At 57.2% G+C, this 16,659-nt stretch carries 11 protein-coding genes and 1 pseudogene; 4 read left to right on the forward strand and 8 right to left on the reverse strand.

The window, feature by feature from the left end; genetic code table 11:
* Nucleotides 1-64: 64 nt before the first annotated feature.
* The 8 genes and pseudogenes from P9254_RS23960 to ectB all read right to left on the reverse strand — a co-directional run bounded on the left by P9254_RS23960 (nucleotide 65) and on the right by ectB (nucleotide 10,422).
* A complete protein-coding gene (locus P9254_RS23960) occupies nucleotides 65-1,234 on the reverse strand; it encodes a M24 family metallopeptidase (protein WP_063169356.1) in 1,170 nt (389 codons plus the stop codon).
* An 81-nt stretch (nucleotides 1,235-1,315) separates the two neighbouring features.
* Nucleotides 1,316-2,584: an ATP-grasp domain-containing protein gene (locus tag P9254_RS23965; protein ID WP_082826583.1), complete on the reverse strand. Its 1,269-nt coding sequence runs from the start codon at nucleotides 2,582-2,584 to the stop codon at nucleotides 1,316-1,318.
* A gap of 313 nt (nucleotides 2,585-2,897) precedes the next feature.
* A complete protein-coding gene (gene panD, locus P9254_RS23970; protein ID WP_063169354.1) occupies nucleotides 2,898-3,341 on the reverse strand; it encodes an aspartate 1-decarboxylase in 444 nt (147 codons plus the stop codon).
* 986 nt (nucleotides 3,342-4,327) lie between these two features.
* Nucleotides 4,328-5,521, reverse strand: a pseudogene (locus P9254_RS23975) (IS256 family transposase).
* A gap of 756 nt (nucleotides 5,522-6,277) precedes the next feature.
* Nucleotides 6,278-6,745 carry a transporter substrate-binding domain-containing protein gene (locus tag P9254_RS23980; protein ID WP_224571101.1) on the reverse strand — a complete coding sequence of 156 codons (468 nt, stop codon included), beginning with the start codon at nucleotides 6,743-6,745 and terminating at the stop codon, nucleotides 6,278-6,280.
* Nucleotides 6,723-7,091, reverse strand: a complete 369-nt coding sequence (locus tag P9254_RS23985) for a GNAT family N-acetyltransferase (protein WP_063169352.1) — start codon at nucleotides 7,089-7,091, stop codon at nucleotides 6,723-6,725. Before P9254_RS23985 ends, P9254_RS23980 begins: the two co-directional genes overlap by 23 nt.
* A 328-nt stretch (nucleotides 7,092-7,419) precedes the next feature.
* Nucleotides 7,420-8,880, reverse strand: coding sequence for an aldehyde dehydrogenase family protein (locus tag P9254_RS23990; protein ID WP_063169351.1), 1,461 nt, complete (start codon nucleotides 8,878-8,880; stop codon nucleotides 7,420-7,422).
* 225 nt (nucleotides 8,881-9,105) lie between these two features.
* Nucleotides 9,106-10,422, reverse strand: coding sequence for a diaminobutyrate--2-oxoglutarate transaminase (gene ectB, locus P9254_RS23995; RefSeq protein WP_063169350.1), 1,317 nt, complete (start codon nucleotides 10,420-10,422; stop codon nucleotides 9,106-9,108).
* 621 nt (nucleotides 10,423-11,043) lie between these two features.
* Here ectB and P9254_RS24000 point away from each other — a divergent pair.
* The 4 genes from P9254_RS24000 to ehuB all read left to right on the forward strand — a co-directional run bounded on the left by P9254_RS24000 (nucleotide 11,044) and on the right by ehuB (nucleotide 16,658).
* Complete coding sequence (locus tag P9254_RS24000) at nucleotides 11,044-11,508, forward strand: Lrp/AsnC family transcriptional regulator (RefSeq protein ID WP_063169349.1); 465 nt, start codon at nucleotides 11,044-11,046, stop codon at nucleotides 11,506-11,508.
* 475 nt (nucleotides 11,509-11,983) lie between these two features.
* Nucleotides 11,984-13,669 carry a GMC family oxidoreductase gene (locus P9254_RS24005; RefSeq protein ID WP_063169348.1) on the forward strand — a complete coding sequence of 562 codons (1,686 nt, stop codon included), beginning with the start codon at nucleotides 11,984-11,986 and terminating at the stop codon, nucleotides 13,667-13,669.
* 770 nt (nucleotides 13,670-14,439) lie between these two features.
* On the forward strand, nucleotides 14,440-15,561 hold the full coding sequence (locus P9254_RS24010; protein ID WP_063169347.1) for an alpha/beta fold hydrolase: 1,122 nt from the start codon (nucleotides 14,440-14,442) through the stop codon (nucleotides 15,559-15,561).
* Between the two features lie 224 nt (nucleotides 15,562-15,785).
* Complete coding sequence (gene ehuB / locus P9254_RS24015) at nucleotides 15,786-16,658, forward strand: ectoine/hydroxyectoine ABC transporter substrate-binding protein EhuB (RefSeq protein ID WP_082826582.1); 873 nt, start codon at nucleotides 15,786-15,788, stop codon at nucleotides 16,656-16,658.
* Nucleotide 16,659: the final 1 nt, after the last annotated feature.

Here is a 16,659-nt window from a genome sequence, read left to right on the forward strand (position 1 = left end):
CTCGTCGACCGGCAAGATCTATTCCGGACGTCCGCGCTGTCGTTATGACAAGCCATATTCTAATTTAGATCTCAAAAATCTTCCGGGGAGCAGTGGTCAGTACCTCGACGCCGGAGTCTGTGACACGGAACGTTTCGCTGATGACGTATCCAAAATCCTCCTCGATCCAATTACCTAACATCAGGTGAAAGGTCATGTTTGGTAGCAACTCTGTCATATCGCCATCCTTAAGGCTTGCGGTCGGCTCCAACCAACCAATGCCGTGTGCATAGCCGCAACGCGTCTCCTTTTTGAGGCCCCGCTTCTCGATGCTGCGATTGAAGGCGTTGGCAACATCGCTGCAAGTCGCTCCTGGCCGTATCGCATCAAGAGCGACCTCAAGGCCGGCGACTTGGATCTCATGCACGCGACGTAGACGATCGGAGGGTGAGCCGATCGTGTAAGTGCGCATAAGCCCAGCACAGTAACCATATCGCGCACCGCCGATTTCGAGATTCACCTGCGATCCATAGCGAAAAACGTCCTCGCTCCACGGAATGTGGCACGTTCCCGTTCGCGGTGATGAACACAAACTTATTCCCTCGATCCCGCTTCCTGGCTTACCGTTTGCGCCGCGCACCAACGTTGCCACAATTTCCGCGCACGCGTCTGCTTCACGCACCCCGGGGCGTATTACCTCAGCAGCGCGTCGAATCGCGGCGTCTGAGATTGCCGCCGCCTCCCGCATTACAGCTATCTCGAGATCTGACTTGATGAGCCTTTTCCAAGTGACCGCCTTAGTAGCATCGACGATCGTGGCACCAGGCAGGCGCATCCTAAACTTTTTCGCCGATTGCGATGGAAGGCAGCATAGCTCGATTCCTATGCCTCGACTCGCGAGGCCGACGTCCTCCAAGTAATCGACTACCGCGTCATAGCCATCCTTGTCAGGATTTCCAATATACGCTTCGGGGTATGCGACGATTTTGTCGCGCTCCATAAAACATTGATGAATGGCTGCCGGCGCATCACAGCGGCGCAGAATGAACGTCGGTTCCTCTTCTCGTATCGAAACCACAACGGCCTGAGGAACATAGGCTGATAGCGCGGTGTACCCCGTGAGATAGGTAATGTTATGTTGGTCGGAAACGACGAGCGCGTCGATATCGCACCGACCCATTTCGAACTTCACCGAGCCGAGCCGGCGAAGGTATTCACTTCTAGGGAATGCCTGGGGTCCCTTGGATATATTCATAAGTTTGAACTCCAGCTATGCTTTTGACAACAAGGCGAGCTATTGCGGGTAAGAGTTCTTATGCTGGCGACGGATCACCTCTCAGTTGGGGGGGAGTCGTGGGGCTGCAGATCGCTCCTGTTCGCCCGACGGCGGTGTGATAGACCAAGCGATTAAGTCGACAGCTCGTTGGAGTATCGCTTCGGTCTGAGCAAGGCTGGGTGAAACGGCGACGACATGTCCTATCCAGTCTCGAAAATCGCCTTTCCTGAAGATCGGCGCGTTGGGTTCAACATACAATTTGATTTCAGCGACACCTGGTACCGCGATCGCCTGACTGCCGCCATCGATCCAATCGAGGGTGCCGTCGCAATCAGCAACTAGGAACCGCGCGGCTGCGGTCTGCAAATGCCTTCTGCGCAAATCCCATTCCTCGCCGACGACAAGCTTGATGTGCTCGGTGACCAGATCGACACCGCTCGCCAGTTGGACCAGTTCAGGCTCAAGCGCACCAGCAAGACGCGGATTCACTTCGATTACAACCGGGCCATGATTAGTCAACCGGAGCTCGATGTTCGTTGGCCCCCAATTAAGGCCAAGAGCTTGCAAGCACCTCAGCGAAACATCAACGATACGGTCATGATCGTCTTCCGCAAGCGGGGCCGGGAAGGTCGTTTCACGGAAGACGAAATGCGGTGGGGGGCCGAAATCAACGGCGACAATCCCAATAACCTCATTGCCCATTATCTCCACGCTATAAAAAGGGCCGCGCGCGAATTCCTCAACCAATATCCTCGGCGAAGACGGCCAGATGTGCTTCCCACCCAACAGATAGGTCGTGTGGTCAGCTAACTCATCGGCGTTGCGGCACAATCGGACACCGATGCTACCGCTGCCGATTGCCGGCTTAACAATTACGGGAAAGCCGATCTCCGCGACAGCGCTTTCTACTTCTGCCACATTCAGCGCCATGCGATAAGCGGGTATCGGAACTCCGGCTTCCGCAAGTAGCTGGCGCTGAGAGAATTTGTCACAGCATCGTTCAATCAATTCGGGGTTGGGTCCCGGTAAGTCGAAATGCCGACATAGTTTGCCAACGGTTGCATAGACCGACTCGTCGATGCCCGAGAAGCCCGTGATACCAGCGATGTCATTGGTCTCACGCAGCCTGGAACATTCGCGAATCAAGGTATCAAGATTGGTTGTATCGACACGGATTGCCTCGCTTCTTTCCGCCGCAAGATACTCGTACTGTGTTGGATCAACTGATAGTGTAATTGGATGAAAGCCAAGACGCCGGGCCGCGTGGATGTATCGTATTCCATTACCTCTTGCATGGCCTTCAACCAGGATGAGAGCTTTCCTTGACATTGGCTGTTCTCCACTCTGCGTTTTTGTCGATAGGTCGTTTTGCCATCGTGGACCTCAGACTTAAAGACAACGATCCAAGGCCAAACATTCCGTGAAATTGGTCGCCTCTACCCGCAGCCGCTGGCTGAAGCTGAAGTTGCCTTTGGCGCAGCAAAATCGTCTTCCCAGATCTGGGCAGAACCGATTGGGCTTGATGGCAACTGACCGAATAGTGGCCGAGTGGGATAATGCACTGTATCGCGTACCAGAGTACTGGGGACGAGTACGCCCTTGACCGGGACCCGGCGCCACGAGCTGTCACCGAAAGGCCCTACTAGGGAGTGAGTTTTAGCGCGTTATCGCCGGGAGAGCCCTCGCGAATCGAGAACGTTATCCTTCCATCGTCGTCTATTGCACCCTCGTAGAACATGTGGTCGCAGATAGAATTATCCCGGTGGAAAGTCAGCACTCGCGGCTTGATCTCCACCATCTGATGCTCCTCGATGTATGCGGAGGAGCAAACGATTATTTCGTCCCCGACCTGACAGGTGCGAGCAGCGGCTCCGTTCAGCACGCAGCAACGAGAACCCCGCTCTCCATAAATCACGTAAGTGCTGATTCGAGCGCCCGATGATTTATTCCAGATTTCAACGAATTCCATTGGAAGGATGCCGGCTTCGTCGCAGTGATCTGGATCCAAAGTTATTGAGCCCCGGTAGTTCAAATTCGCGTCGGTCACAGTTATTCCATGAAGCTTGGCGGCAACAAATTTTCTCATCTACATTTCCTCTCGGCGGTGGGACACTGCGTCGACAAGCGATTGCTGTGTCTTGGTTTCAGGATGGATGGATGGACGTTCTGCGATTTGTCGTATTGTGGTTCTTAGGACAAAATTGATTACTCTGGCGTGGCCAGCACGAGACAGTCAGGCGAAGGCTGGTTGTGGTGGGCGGAGGCATTGCCGGCCGGCTGTCCCCCATTGGTAATGCCATCCGATACAGTTCCGACATGTTCCGTTCCTTTAATTAGTTGTGATTTCAGGTGACTGTGCCAATCGGCCCGTTCAACTGGATCGCACACAAAGTTGCAAACCTCGTGCCAAACTGGCTAATCAGGCCGGAAACAGAAATGCGTGATCTCTTTCAGCTATTTAGGTGAGCAGACCACGGATCGGATCAAGAAGGCACGTCGCGGACGCGACAAAATGTTGAGTGTAGGACGGGTTGAGGTGGCGCCCTTCTGCTGGTGGTCGTGCGGCCGATCTGGGCATCGTTGACTTCTGGCGGCGGGGATGTCGAGGACGCTCGGGTATTGGCTGTTCGGATCTTAGACGCGTGCAGCCTCATGCCTCGAATGCGGCCGTTTTACTTGTCCCAGTCGAGGCCTGCCTAAATGTTTGATCTCAGGTTTTGATGGGGCATCCTTATCTTCCGAATCAAAGGATGCACTATGGGCCAGGTTCTTCATGGGAGCGCCACGACGACAGAGGCGGTCCGTCGGGCGCCCGCTGATCAAGGGTTTGTTTTCAGCGATGGGATGGTCGCGGGGCTTACGCTCCTAAGGACGACCTTAAGAGCCCAGCCTCGCTACCGTGCCATGATCGCGCAAGGCGGCCCTCGCCGGAGGCGTACCCGAGGATCGCCCCTGACCAACAAGGAAAAGCCGGATCGACGCGGTCATGTATCCTCTAAGAGTTGTCATGACGCTTACCTCCTTCAGGTTGTGTGCGTCAAGTTCTGCAAAATGGGGCGGCCACGATGCTGGTCATGCGGCTTGGCGTAGAGCGAGCTTCTTGTGCTCGCGCAGATCGTCCATGTTGATGTAGCGGTTGGCCTCCATCCAGTTCTCGTTGGTCTCGCAGCCAGCGCCCTGACGAGGCGCAGGCAGCTTTCATTGGGGAAGATGCGCATGACATTGGTGCGCCGGCGGATTTCCTCATTGTGCCGTTCAAGCATGTTGGTGCTCTTGAGATGCTTGTGATGCTGGCGCGGCAGGCAAAAGAAGGTCAGCGTGCGCTCGATGGTCTCCTCCACCCAACTCGTCAGTCGCGGATAGCGGCCCGACCATTTGGACAGCCATGCGGCGAGATCGGCCTTGGCCTCGGCGAGATCGCGCCGGTCATTAGAGCCAGCGCAAGTCCTGCAGGCAGTCGGCGCCGTGCTTTCTCGGCAGGTGATCGAGCGCGTTCCTGAGGAAGTGGACGTAGCAGCGCTGCCAGGCGGCTTCGGGGATCACCTCGCCGATCGCCGCGACCAGGCCGGCATGATTGGCGGAGACAACCAGCTCGACGCCCTTGGGGCTGCGCGCCTTCAGCGCGACGAGGAAATCCCTCCAGGCCGAGCGGCTTTCGCGATTGGCCATCTCGACGGCCAGGATCTGGCGCCGGCCGTCCCAGTCGATGCCGACAGCGATCAGCACCGCCTGGCTCATGACGACGCCGGCCTCACGCACCTTCTCTTAGCGCGCATCGAGGATGAGGTAAGGAAACGGCTCTTGAAGGGGGCGCCTGGCAAAGGCAGCGAGGCTCTCGTCCAGCCGCTTGTTGATGGCCGAGATCGACGAGGCCGAGAACGCATGGCCGCACAGCTCTTCCGTGATCGCCTTGACCTTGCGGGTCGACACGCCCTGCACATACATCTCCGCAAGCGTCGCCACCAAGGCCCGCTCCGAACGCTGGTAACGCTCGAGAAGCTCGGTCGAGAAGCGGCCGGCCCGGTCCTGCGGAACCCGCAGCTCAAGCTTGCCGACCCGCGTGACAAGGGTGCGGCCGTAATAACCCGAGCGGTAGCCGAGCCGCTCAGGTGTGCGCTCGCTCTTCGAAGCCCCCAGCGCCTCGTCCATCTCGGCCTCGAGTACCTCCTGCATCACCGCACGGATCACTTCGTGAAGTCCGTCCGGGTCCGAAAGCAGAATGTCTTTGATGGCAGCGCTGCCGGTCTTACTTTCAATCTTGGTCATGGTGGCGTTCCTTCGCGGGAATCGGTGACGTGAACAATCACCAGCCTGCCATGACCGCCCTCTCTCAGCGAATTTGCAGAACTGTCAGCACACACCCTCCTTCATCACAAACCCAACCGAACAACTGGGCAGGTGTTCCAAAAAACGCCGAGTTCCAATAAGGACTCAGGTCCTGGTCCGCTATTGTCACCCCTTCCAAGTCGATGTGTTCGTCACAAATCTTGCGCAATTGAGAAAGGTCGCCCGGGCGTACAACTCTGATTTCCACAGTATTCTCCTGCTTCTCGTTCCGGCACACGTCAGGGGATTTGCTTGCGCAGTTGCCTGATGTGGCAGGTGAGCCAGCCCGCATATTGGCCGTCGTATTGTGGGCCGCGACGCTCACATGTGCGCACCCGATGAAGTGTAGATGTGTTTGTTTCAGGCAATGAGGCGCGTCTTGTGAGCACCGCCACGGTGGACCTGAAATCGCCTCACAGACGCTTGCCCACTGAACACGTCCCCGCCATGACCGGGGACGTGTTAAGGCACATTGCCTTCAGCCTCTGCAGAGGTCAGCGGTCTTGCTGCCGTCCGCAGGTTGTCTTTGCCGTAGCCGTATTTGCCGAATACTGCCATCATTTCGCCAGAGCCAACATAGTCCTGCATACGGCATTGAACGCGTCGACCGCAGCCTGCTCGTTGAGCTCGAAGGCGATAGCAGGATAGTTGGCTGGCGCGATGAACGAATCGGCCAGCTCAAGGCTGTGGTCCTTCTTAACAAGTCCAGTCGCTGTAAAGTAGTCGAGGGCACCGGCGGCGGCGCGACAGCCTGTCCGCCGGCGGTCCGGCGACCTGCATGATTTTGTCGTCGGCGATGCCTGACTTTTTCGCGTCCTGGACCGCGGTGTAGCCTGTATCACTGACGAAGGTGAGTCCCTTGTCACGCACATCCTCATAAGAATGCAGCCCTTCCGGGTTGCCCTTAGGCACCAGCAGTGCGCCTCTCTCCGTAGCGATCGGTTCGCTGAACAGCACGTTGCGGCAGCGCTCCGGCTTGATCCACATGCCGGCCGTGATGAAGTCGAAGCGGCTAGCCTGCAGGCCGGGGACAAGTGAGCCCCATTCGGTTACGACCGGCTCGATTCTATTCTCGTGTTTTTGCGCGACGCACGCAAATGCCAGACAATCCGATCCCCAAATTAATTCCCAGCACCGCAGGTTATTTGGTGTCCGCTTTTTCAACGAGACGCTCCATGAGCGTGCTGTAGGCGACAAAACCGGTGTGAGACCAGAAGGTCTTGCGGCCAGGATTGGTCTCCAGCACGTCGAGGAAAATCCTTGATTTGTTGTGGAAACGAGACCGAATAAGCAGCTCAAGGGTCCTGCAGCCAATCTCCGAACGTCGGTGTTGGCAGCTGACGTAGAATTGCCTCAAAAAGACGCGTTGCCCACTCGGCTCCGCATTGTCTGGCTCCAAACGATGAGTGGCGAGGCCCACAATCTCGCCGTTCTGGCTGAAGAGGTCGACCATCCAAATTTCGCGATTCACCAACTGAATAAACCGCTCCTTGAGTTCTGAAACCGTCATCGGGGTTTCGATGCTTCTCGGCCTCGATCAACTCGCGGTTCAACATTGCCAACTTGTCGAAATCTTCGGCGGCAGCTCTGCGAATCTCAATTGTCTCTGAAGCACTGTGATCCTCTCCTGACCCATGCGACCCACGCAGCGGGCTAGGCAATGCGCTCCTACATGTCCGTGGTGGGTAAAGCCCGTCCGCAGCCAAAAATCCTATGATTAGAGTTGTTCTCGATGACCTCCGATACGGATTCTCTCGCCGGGCTTATTTCGATTTGGTCGAGGTCATTGAATCCTGCATCGCCCGACAGCCGCGCCGTCGGTAGGGATCAGCAAGCGTTCAATTTCCAGATGGTGGCTGCGAGAGGCGGATACCAACGTTTCTCGTCTGAACGTAGCCGTCCAGCGCTTCCTGACCCTTCTCCCTGCCGTAGCCGGACTGGTTTATCCCACCGAACGGTGTTTCCACCCCGCCCACATACCACCCATTCACGTACACTTGACCGGCCCAAAGGCGGTCGGCGGTCCAGAGGGCCCGGTCAATATCCCGCGTGAACACGCCCGCTGCCAGACCGTGAACGGTGTCGTTCGCGAGATTGACGGCCATTCCCGGATTATCGAACGTGGTAACGGCAAGAACAGGACCGAATACTTCTTGCTGGAAGAGATTGCTGTCTCGCGCGACATCGGCAAACACCGTGGCCGCCATAAAGTAACCGCTCCGCTCCGAAAGCGCAGTCCCGCCGGTTACGAGTCGCGCGCCCTGCGAGAGGGCCGTCTGGCAGGCCCGCTCAACTCCTTGTCGTTGGTTTCGGGAGATCAACGGGGTGATGTCGCAGTTTTCGCGTCCTGGACCGACCGACAGTCCTTCGACGCAGACCCTCACTCTTTCCACCAGTTTGTCTGCAATAGAACGTTCCACAATAAGACGTGTAAGGTTGTTGCAATTCTGGCCTGCATTCAGAAAGGTCCCGACGCGTACCGCTTCCACAACGCAGTCGAGGTCGGCATCGGAATACACAACTGCAGCCGACTTTCCGCCCAGTTCCATTATGCAGGGCACGATCCGATCCGCTGCCGTCTTGAGCACCGTCCGCCCAGTAGTAATCGAGCCCGTGAAGACGATGTGGCGAACGTCGGGATGTTCGATCAGCGCCTGGCCTGCCGTTTGGCCGTATCCAGTGAGCACGTTGACCGCTCCGGCAGGCAGCCCCGCTGTCTCACAGGCACGCGCAAGTTCAACTCCGGAAAGGGGAGCTAGTTCCGGCGACTTCACCACGACTGAGTTGCCGGTTGCGATGGCGCAGGCCAGCGAGCGGGCCGTCAGTTCAAGTGGACCATTCCACGGAACGATCTGGGCGGACACGCCGAAGGGACTTCTGACTGTGTAGTTGACCAGGTTGGCCCCGCGCGGGATCGAGCGCCCTTCAAGTTTGTCGGCCAAGCCACCATAGTATCGCAGGTATCTGATGGCGGTCTGAACCTCGCCATCGGCAAGTTCCAATGCCTTCCCCGTCTCCGCGCAGTTAATGGCTGCGATCTCGTCGAAACGCGCTTCAAGGGCGTCGGCAACGCGAAACAACATGCGACCGCGATCATACGGATGCATGTCTATCAGCACGCGGTCGCGAAAAACGCGGTGAGCAGCAGTAACGGCAAGCTCGATGTCTTGGGGTCCTGCTTCAGCTACGACAGCAATCGTTTCGGCGCTCGCCGGGTCATCGACCTCGATGCGTGTGCCGGACACAGAATCCCGCCACTCGCCATCGATATAATTTTTGACTACGTCGTTGCTGGCCATCCAGTCCTCTTTCTTATCGCTCGATTTTCTTCGAATTGGCGCAGCGACAGTGGTCGGCGCCGCAGGAAGAACGGCAACCGTGGTATCGGTCCGGCAGTGAAAGCCCTAGTCTGCCGTTCAGCCGCTCCGAGTTCGCCCACTGCCACATGCCACGGAACGGCCTTCCCGTTCCGTGACTGCGAGCGGCCCGATTTTGGACCTGCTAGTGGCCCGGTGCTTTGTCGGCTAGCGAGCCGCGCCTCCACCGTCGAGGGTAGTCGCTACTGCGCCAATGCTGTCGCGAATGATGGACAGACCACGCCGAAGGTCAGCCTCGGCGATGGTGAGGGCAGTCATGAACTTAAGCACCTCACCGTATGAGCCGGCGATCTCGATCACCAAGCCCCGACGAAAAGCCTCCTGGGAGACCAGACCTGGCAAGGAGTGGTGCTTCGGTGAAACGAGTCCGTACATCAGACCGCGGCCTCGCACGCTCAGGCCGAGGGTGGGGAATTCCTCGGTAATCGCGTTGAGTTCTTGGACCAAGATCGCAGACTTGCGAGCGATCTCATCCTCGAACTTGGAGTCGGACCAGTAAGCTTCGAGGGCCGCACGAGCAGTGACGAAAGCATAGTTGTTGCCTCTGAAGGTCCCGGTGTGTGCGCCCGGGGCCCAGACATCAAGTTCAGGCTTGATGAGAATAAGGGCCATTGGGGTTCCGATCGCCGACAAAGATTTGGACAGGGTAACGATGTCCGGCACAATTGCAGCCGCTTCGAAACTGAAGAAACTGCCCGCGCGACCGACCCCGGCCTGGATGTCATCGAGGATCATCAAGATTCCGTGCCGCGACGTTAGCTCGCGCAGCCGTTGCAGCCAAGTAACGCTCGCAGCATTGATGCCGCCTTCACCTTGGATCCCTTCCAGGATCACCGCGGCAGGTTTGTCGAGGCCACTGTTGGGGTCATTGAGAAGCTTTTCGAAGTAATCGATTGTGTCAACTGACGCCCCCAGGTAGCCTTCGTATGGCAACGATGTCACATGGGCGAGGGGAAACCCGGCAGCGGCCCGGTGCTCCTTGTTTCCCATCGCTGCCAATGCTCCAGCGCTTTCCCCATGGAACGAGTTGGTAAACGAGACGATGTTCGATCTCCCGGTCACCTGGCGAGCCAGTTTTAGACTCGCTTCGACCGCGTTCGTACCTGTGGGGCCGGGAAACTGTAATTTGTATGTCAGACCACGAGGCTTGAGAATGTATCGCTCGAAAGCTTCGATGAAGGCTTTCTTGGCCGTCGTGGCAAGGTCCAGCCCATGCACAATTCCGTCGCGCTCGATATAATCCAGCAGCGCCTTCTTGATGACGGGGTTGTTGTGCCCATAATTCAAAACGCCTGCACCGGCGAAAAAGTCGAGATATTCCCGACCGTCTGCAGCGATGAGAGTGGTCCCGACTCCGCGATCGAATAGGGCGGGGAAGGCGCGGACGTAGCTGCGCACCTCAGACTCCAGGCGATTGAAAACCGCGAGACCTGCATCCATTTCAGGTGCGAATTGCTTGCTCATAGGCGAACTCCTCAATCTGAAGCCTGCAAAGCCAGGCCTCTTCTGCTTTATGAAGTGGCGTGTAGGTGCCGTTGTGAGACAATAGCGCGCTACATTGGGCGCCTTGCGCAAATTCTGAGCGGCGGGATGCAGTAATTATGCGAAATTGCCGGCAGGTTGCATAAGGCCGGCGGTTTGTGTGGCTGCGGTGACGATTTTTCCCAACCACCTCAAGACGGCTGCATTTGATGCAGCAACCGGGGCAGGCGAACCTAGCGCTCGATTCCCTATACACAGATGAGACTCTTGGCAGCGTGAGCCAACGAATGGAAGCCGAAGCGCGGAAATAGAGGTCCCCCCTATCATCATCGTCCAGTCGGCTTAGCGTTTAAGTTCCGAGACGTTTCCTCGGCCGAACTGGGCGCAAGGCCTCGGCTTTTGACCGTCGGCTGCCATTGTCAGTTGGGCGATGGTGGACAGCACTCTTCGGCCAATGGCTATAACTGACGTCGAGGACGATAGCCGACTTTGGTCCCATGCCTGGCCTGATCGTTTGGGCTTCCGTCTGCGCGGGGTTGAGGCTACAGTCGAGTGCATATCGCAGTTTTTCTGCGCAAATTGCAGCTATTCCGGAGAATGACCATGGAATTGGATCGGATAGATCTGAAAATCTTAAGCGCTGTTCAGCGCAACAATCGCCAAACAACGGAAGAATTGGGCCAACTGGCCGGTATATCGCCCACGGCCTGTCAGCGGCGATTGAAGCAGTTGCGACAAATTGGCGTAATTGAGGCTGATGTTGCAATCGTGTCGCCTGAGGCGGTGGGCAGGTCCCTGATGATGCTGGTCTTGGTCGACATTGAGCGCTATCGTTCCGACGTCATCGATCGCTTCAAGCAGTCTCTACAGAAGGCGCCTGAAGTAATGAGCGCGTATGCGGTCACCGGTAACGCCGATTTCGTTCTCCTTCTCTCCGTGCGTGACTTGGCAGAGTACGACGCATTCTCGAGGCGTTTCTTCTTTGATAGCCCGGCTGTTAGAAATTACAGCACGATGATTGTGATGGATCGCACGAAGGTAACCTTGGCGGTGCCAATCGATGTATAGAACGCGCAATCTTACGCGCATTCAACAACTGGTTGATCCGATTCACCGATGACTGGCGCAAGGGTCAGCCGCCTTGCCCGCCGGCCATGATTGGGACGGGAGTTTTCGTACCGCTAAAGCGGCGATGGAGCGCAAGGCGAAGCATCATTCTGCTCCTTACAACGGCCTCGTCAGCGCGATGCTGCAAAAGCACTTCTGGACCTACCGGGCTGCATTCTGATGTATCTCGCGATAGGTTTGTCCCCTTCAGTCGCGATGCGCTTTGTCCACTTAAGTCACGACGCTCCGGCATCGCCTTCAGCCCTGATGGACTGCTGGCAAGGTCATGTTTAAACGTTCCGCCCCGTTGGGAGGCCGCCATAATGCGAATCTCTTAAGAATGCGCTGATTTCCTGCGTCCTGCAAGATAATTGCGCGTTTTTGCTTGCTCGCCGTCTGCTAGATTTTTGCCCGACTCAGACATTTGCGAGTTTGCGTGGTTTTCGATTATATCGTCGTGGGTGGTGGCTCCTCTGGATGCGTGATGGCGAGCAGGCTCTCCGCCTATGGCGCTCGCGTGCTGCTCATTGAAGCTGGCCCTGATACGCCGCCGAATGCCATTCCTGACGACATCCAGGATGGCGACCCAACGCGTGCTTACCTTAATCCCGGTTATCGATGGCAGTCACTCCACGCGACAACGGTGCGAGGTGGCCGCAAGCCTGTCCATTACGAACAGGCGCGCGTCATGGGTGGCGGCTCCAGCATCAATGCCCAAGTCGCCAACCGCGGCGGGCCCGGAGATTACGATGAGTGGGCCTCAAGCGGTGCAACGGGCTGGGGTTGGGAAGACGTGCTGCCCTACTTCCGTCGTCTAGAATGCGATTTGGATTTCGGCGGGGAATTTCATGGCACGAACGGCCCCTTGCCAATCAAACGTGTGCGCCAATCAGACTGGTCGGGCTTCATCCGGGCAATCTCCGATGCTTACGATGCTTTGGGGCTTCATTTCAGGCCAGACTTCAATGGTGCATTCGGTGATGGCTATTCAGTTGTCCCATTGACCAACCGCAATGGTCATCGGGTCTCCTCCGCGATGGCGTACTTACCCGAAACCGTCCGCTCTCGCCGCAATCTAACGATTTTATCCGAAACGACAGTTGCGCGGCTGACCTTTTTGGGAACAACGGTAACGGGGGTCGAGACGGAGAACAAATCGGGCGTGCAATCGTATAGCGCTTCTTGCGTTATCCTGTGCGCAGGAGCACTCCATTCACCCGCCATATTGATGCGCTCCGGGATCGGCCCCGCGAAGGAATTAGTACAATTCGGAATCCCTATCGTTGCAGATTTGAAAGGTGTGGGCCAGAATCTTCAGGAACACCCCACGATTTGCGTTTCGGCCTATTTGAAGCCGGCCGATCGCTTGTCACCCGGCGTGAGCGAATATATTCAGATGCACGCCCGCTACTCGTCGGGTTACGAAGGCTGCCCGTCGACCGATATGGCAATATCGACTGTTGCCAAATCATCCTGGCACCCGCTGGGGAGGCGCCTCGGCACTCTCGCCGTGTGGGTCAATCGCAGCTACTCGACGGGAACTGTGGCGCTCAAGGGTAGTTCGCATAAAATAGAGCCGGAGGTCGATTTCAACTGGTTGAGCGACAAGCGGGACGCCGAGCGCCTCAAGCAGGGCTTTCGCTTCATAGTCCGCCTGCTGCAGCAAGATTCGCTGTCCTCTGTGGCGCTGGACCCGTTTCCGTCAGCGTTGAATGCGCGAGCGAAGCTGGTGAGCAAGGTCACAAGCACAAACTATGCACTCACGTCATTTCTGGCGCTGCTCATGGACGCGTCGCCGCGGCTGCGCCGTGGGCTGATTAGGCGCGTCATAACGGATGGGGATAGCATTTCCGATCTCGTCAACGACGAGAAACATCTGGATCGGTATATTCGCCAGAACGTCATCCCAAGTTGGCATCCGACGTCGACCTGCAGGATGGGGGCAGCCGCGGATCCTGGCGCTGTGACCGATCCGTCGGGACGCGTTCATGGTATTTTGGGTTTGAGGATCGCCGACGCTTCCGTCATGCCATTTTGCCCTCGGGCGAACACAAACATTCCGACGATTATGGTGGCTGAGAAATTGGCCGACACAACCTTGAGAGACGGCAGACGGAGCTAGGCCAGGCGGCATGTACATTCTGCCGGAGCGCTGCCGCAATGTGGTGTTCACCGAGCCGCTTGCTAAGTTCACCGAAGCCCTGCTCATGCCGAATGGCAATCCCAAAAGACCAGCACTCCTTTGACGATATTCGTGATAAGGGCCTAACGCTGGTCACCACCGCCGGTTCCGACACGGTCACGACCGCCAAAGACGCGGGCATTCCGGAGGATCGTGTCATGCAGGTCGCCGGCCAGGCCGAATTCTTGCAGGCAGTGAAGGTCGGCCGCGCGGCGGCGGGGTCGCTAAACTACTTCACGGTAAGGAGCTCGCTGACAAGGTCGACAGCGTTGAAATGGCAGATCCGTTCACCCCGCCGGCTGGGAAGGCCGGCTACCCAAGTCTCGCCTTCCTGCCCAATCAGCAGGCGGTCGATGCCTTCAACGAGGTATTGAATACTTATATCGGCTCCGACCAAATGATGCAGTCGGTCAAAATACGGCTACACCAAAATCAATCTGCCGGACGGCACCAAGACCGGCGACCTGTGCAAGGGTTGAAATCTTGCGGGGAATGCCACCCATGCACCTAAAAGGCTCCCGGCCGCAGTGGCTGGGCGACGACAGAGCAAAGTGACAAGACGCGAGGCTCCGGGGTGCCGATTTCCGGTATTCAGACGAGATAGTTCGGCAACGTGGCATGTGAGGCTGCTACGCTCAGGAGTGAGCAATGGCAGTCCATCTCGCATGTCGCAATGCCGACCTGATGCCCCTCCTTTTGCCGAGGAACCGATGATCACCAAGCATCGCGTATCGGTTGATGGTGTCGAGACATCGTACTGCGAGAACGGAGCTGGTAGGCCGATTGTTTTCCTGCAGGGGGCGGGCTTCCGTGCAGAGGCTAAGAGTTCCTTTGTTCGGCAGCTGAACGGGCTATCCGATCAATTTACGGTAGTAGCGATTGATCAACTCCATTTTGGGGGAACGGATTATCCTGCTGACTGCAAATACATTAACCGGCTCGGTCGTGTGAATCATGTAATTAGCTTCCTCCAACAACTGGGTTTGAAGCAGATCACGCTAGTCGGCCATTCAGAAGGATCATTCGTCGACGCGCGGGTCGCGATCGTGCGTCCCGATCTTGTTTCTAAGCTTGTCCTGCTGACCGCTAACTCCGTGTCGCCGGCGTTCGGAGATGACCGTGACGAAGCTTGGCTGGAGGCCTGCCGGCAGGCTTACGGCTGTTCCGGCCCGATGCCGAGCGAAGAGGAATACATCACCGCACGGCGGAAAAGCTGCCGCGCCCACGGGCAGGATGTGGAATGCGCCGAGCGAGAAGCCTATCGGCGGGCCGCGGCTCGGGGACAATGGGAGATCTGGCAGAGATTGCCGGAAGACGAGACAAACCTGCATCGTTATCCACTGCTGCAGCAGAAGTATATCTTCCCCTACCTTGATCAGCTTCAGGCCCAGACGTTGATCATCTGGTCCAAGAACGACCCTACCGCGACGCCGGAGCAAGGGATCAACCTGGCGAAGCTGATCAGGAATTCAGATTTCCATCTGCTCAATAATGCCGGCGATTCCGTCCAGGTTGATCCGGAGCGAAGCCGTGAACAGACTCATCCGTCAATGGCACGAATGATCAACTGTGACGGGAACAATGCTCGGGCCAGCGTCTCCGAGGCGAATCTCTCAGCGGCGTGTCGCATACGACGAACTTGTGCCCTGCCATGGCAACAAGGGCATAGCCCAGGCGGTGGCGCCCATCCAACCGGGCAGGGCAGGAGTCATGCAAGACGTGGTGTGCCTCAGTTGGCCATACCACAGCTCGCGATTGTTCACTTCCAACGAACCACGGGGATGACGGAAATGTGCGTATGCACCCAAAAATCACCGAATTTCTGCGAATAACTTGCATTTCTCGCACAAAGCACCACAGCTGCGCTGCTACGCTCACGAAGCATGCACAAGTGGCGTAGCAAAGGATCGACTGGAGGAATCTATACCTAAGTGGGGACCCTGCAGCTCACACGATGATGGGAACCGCCGGACTACAAGCTCAACAAATGATGCAATGGTCTTTTCCCGAGGCATATCGGGAGACCATCGGCGATGCGAAAACGGAGGACTAACCAGTGGTCAAGTGGAAACTCGACGAATGCTTTAAGGCTGCAATCTTGAAGAGGATTGCCGCGCTCGGCCTGGCGGCGATGACAATCTCGTCCTTTGCCGGTTCGGCCTCGGCGGAGTCGCTGCTCGATAAGATTAAGAACGGAGAAACGATCCGTCTTGGCTTCACCAATGAGCCTCCCAGTGCCTATCCTGGTGCGAACAACGAGCCGCTTGGCCTGGTCAATGTGATGACACTGGACGTTCTGAGAAAGATGGGAACGACCAAAATCGAGCCGGTCGTAACCGATTGGGGTTCCCTTGTCCCGGGCCTCCAGGCTGGTCGCTTTGACATCATCACGGGCGGCATGTGGATTAAGCCGGAGCGGTGCCGCAACGTCCTGTTCAGCGAACCGATCGCATCGAGCAATGATTCGATGATCGTGCCGAAGGGCAATCCGGAAGCGCTGCATTCCCTCCATGACGCTCAGAAGAAGGGGCTTACCCTGGCCATCATGACGGGTACCACCGCAGTCGAGCAGGCGAAGAAATTAGGTTTCCCTGACGACAAGGTTATGCAGGTCGCCGGACCGCCCGAGGTCGTACAGGCTGTAAAGGCCGGCCGCGCCGCTGCCGGCTCGCTCTATAGTCTGAACGCGACGACTCTTGCCGAGCAGGATCCCAGCATTGAGGTGGCTGACCCGTATACCCCGCCGGGACCGAATGAACATCCCGCCATAGCCTTCCCGCTCAGCGAACAGGCTGCGGTAGACGCGTTCAATGCTGTGTTGAAAGACTATATTGGCTCTGACGAAATGATGGCCGCGGTCGGCAAATATGGTTACACCAAACGCGATCTCCCGGATGGCAGCAAGACCGCTGATCTTTGCAAGGGCTGAA

The sequence above is a fragment of the Mesorhizobium sp. WSM4983 genome (assembly GCF_029625765.1).
Lineage (GTDB): Bacteria > Pseudomonadota > Alphaproteobacteria > Rhizobiales > Rhizobiaceae > Mesorhizobium.

Coding starts and splice junctions, on each gene's coding strand:
- P9254_RS23960 (WP_063169356.1), bottom strand. CDS start 1,234: ATGAATATATCCAAGGGACCCCAGGCATTCCCTAGAAGTGAATACCTT.
- P9254_RS23965 (WP_082826583.1), bottom strand. CDS start 2,584: ATGTCAAGGAAAGCTCTCATCCTGGTTGAAGGCCATGCAAGAGGTAAT.
- panD (WP_063169354.1), bottom strand. CDS start 3,341: ATGAGAAAATTTGTTGCCGCCAAGCTTCATGGAATAACTGTGACCGAC.
- P9254_RS23985 (WP_063169352.1), bottom strand. CDS start 7,091: ATGACGGTTTCAGAACTCAAGGAGCGGTTTATTCAGTTGGTGAATCGC.
- P9254_RS23990 (WP_063169351.1), bottom strand. CDS start 8,880: ATGGCCAGCAACGACGTAGTCAAAAATTATATCGATGGCGAGTGGCGG.
- ectB (WP_063169350.1), bottom strand. CDS start 10,422: ATGAGCAAGCAATTCGCACCTGAAATGGATGCAGGTCTCGCGGTTTTC.
- P9254_RS24000 (WP_063169349.1), top strand. CDS start 11,044: ATGGAATTGGATCGGATAGATCTGAAAATCTTAAGCGCTGTTCAGCGC.
- P9254_RS24010 (WP_063169347.1), top strand. CDS start 14,440: ATGATCACCAAGCATCGCGTATCGGTTGATGGTGTCGAGACATCGTAC.